Source organism: Synechococcus sp. R3-13 (assembly GCF_047462195.1).
GTDB lineage: Bacteria > Cyanobacteriota > Cyanobacteriia > Thermostichales > Thermostichaceae > Thermostichus.
The window spans coordinates 1-1,952 of record NZ_JANSIO010000338.1 but is presented as its reverse complement, the minus strand read 5'-3'; the positions used below and the strand labels follow the sequence as shown (position 1 = coordinate 1,952).

At 56.6% G+C, this 1,952-nt stretch carries 2 protein-coding genes; both read left to right on the top strand.

The genetic code is table 11. The annotated features are described in order from the left end of the window. Nucleotides 1-718, top strand: a 718-nt coding sequence (locus tag NW856_RS10385; RefSeq protein WP_414400158.1) for a helix-hairpin-helix domain-containing protein, incomplete at its 5' end; no start/stop codon positions are given. Between the two features lie 813 nt (nt 719-1,531). Then, the coding region (locus tag NW856_RS10380) for a ClpX C4-type zinc finger protein (protein WP_414400156.1) at nt 1,532-1,952 on the top strand (421 nt) is incomplete at its 3' end.

Genomic DNA, 1,952 nt, shown 5'->3' with positions numbered 1-1,952 from the left:
ATTGCAGCACTGGGCCAGCCGCGATGCTTTGGATATCGAAGGCTTGGGGGAAAAGCGGGCAGCCCAATTGGTGGAGAACTTGGGAGTGCGCACCGTAGCCGATCTCTACCGCCTCACCCCAGAGCAGTTGCAGGGCTTGGAGGGAATGGGATCCCGCTCCAGCCAAAAGCTGGTGCAAGCCATTCAGCGCTCTCGCCAGCAGCCCTGGGAACGGGTGCTCTACGGGCTGGGGATCCCCCATGTGGGGGTGGTCACCGCCCAGATTTTGGCCGGCCATTTTCCCACCCCTGAGCTTTTGGCCCAAGCCAGCGCAGAAACCATCGCCCAGATCTACGGGATAGGTGCGGAAGTGGCGGAAGCGGTGGTGGCCTGGTTTGCCGAGCCGGCCCATCGTCGCCTGTTGCAGGAGTTGCAGGCGCTAGGGATCCCCGCTCTTCCTCAGCAGGAGAACCCTGCCGTCTCCCAGATCCTGGCCGGGAAAAAATTCGTAATCACCGGCACCTTGCCCACCCTCTCCCGCCAGCAGGCCAAGGCTTGGATTGAGAGTCGGGGGGGCAAAGTCACCGCCAGCGTCAGCCGCCAAACCGACTACGTGGTGGTGGGCTCTGACCCCGGCTCCAAGCTGGAGCAAGCCCAACAACTGGGGATCCCCCTGCTGACCGAAGCGGAGCTGTTGGCGCTGGATCCCACCGTGGAATCCGGTGATCTGCATCCTTGACAGGGTGGATCCCCGAAAAACTTGGGTAGGGTGGGTTGTCTTAGCGGCAGGGATAATTTATGATTCATCTCTAGTGAGGAGTGGACGCCAATAGGGGGAAGCGAACGCAACACGGACAGTTCCTTCCCCTTTTTGGTTACAAAAAGGCGCGGCCACACCTCCAAAAAGTATCCAACTTAACTGAAGGATTCCTTTGCCAGTGCCAGATAAGTTCAACTATGATGGGATCAGCGGAGACGCATGTTTCCGTTCACTCCTCACACCATCTTCCGCTCGGCGTCAAGTCGGGCGGTTTTTCTATAAAATCCGTCCAAAGGATGTATGACCATTCCCGATAGCAGCGAAACGGCTCACCCCTTCCATTTCCAGTTTTCCTCCTTGTAAGACACTTGGGGAGAACCGAGGCTGTGGCGTTTGCACGGGTAGCGCAGAGCGCTGGAGAAGCTTATGGTCACTTTGAAGCAAGAATGAAACACCTCCGTTGCATTGCTTCCCAGCTCCCCTTTGAAGAGTGGGTGGTCGCGGAAGCGGCACGGAGCGCTTGGGAAGTGTCTCAATCCAGTTTGAAATGACTATATCTCCAGTCTTTCCAGTTGATCCCCATGGGAATCTCTTGGCACCCTGCCCCCTTGGGGATCCGGAAACAAGCCCTACGAGCCCAGTGGAGATGCTAGACTAGTAGGTCAGTGAGATTCCACCAACTTCGGCCTCCTTACGCTTTCGCAGCCAATTTGCGACTGGATTGGAAGGTTTAGTTTTCTTCTGGCTTTTGCCGGATTAGGATAGCCAAGAGCAAGCAGCAACGAGGATCCCATGGCCAAATATGACTCCCATCTAAAGTGCTCCTTCTGCAACAAGTCACAGGATCAGGTGCGTAAGTTGATTGCGGGGCCGGGGGTCTACATCTGTGACGAGTGCGTGGAGCTCTGCAACGAGATTTTGGATGAGGAACTCTACGACGGCAACACTCCTCCTGCTGCCGCCCCTGCCGCCAGCCGTCGCGAAACCCCCAAAAAACCCTCCCGCAGCCTGCCTTCTCTGGCTCAGTTGCCCAAGCCGCAGGAGATCATGCGCTATCTCGACCAATATGTGATTGGCCAAGAAAAAGCTAAGAAGGTTTTGTCGGTGGCGGTTTACAACCACTACAAGCGTCTGGCTGCCAAGGCCAACCCCGGTAGCGTCGGAGTTTCGGAACTGGATGAGGTGGAGCTACAGAAGTCCAACATTTTGATCA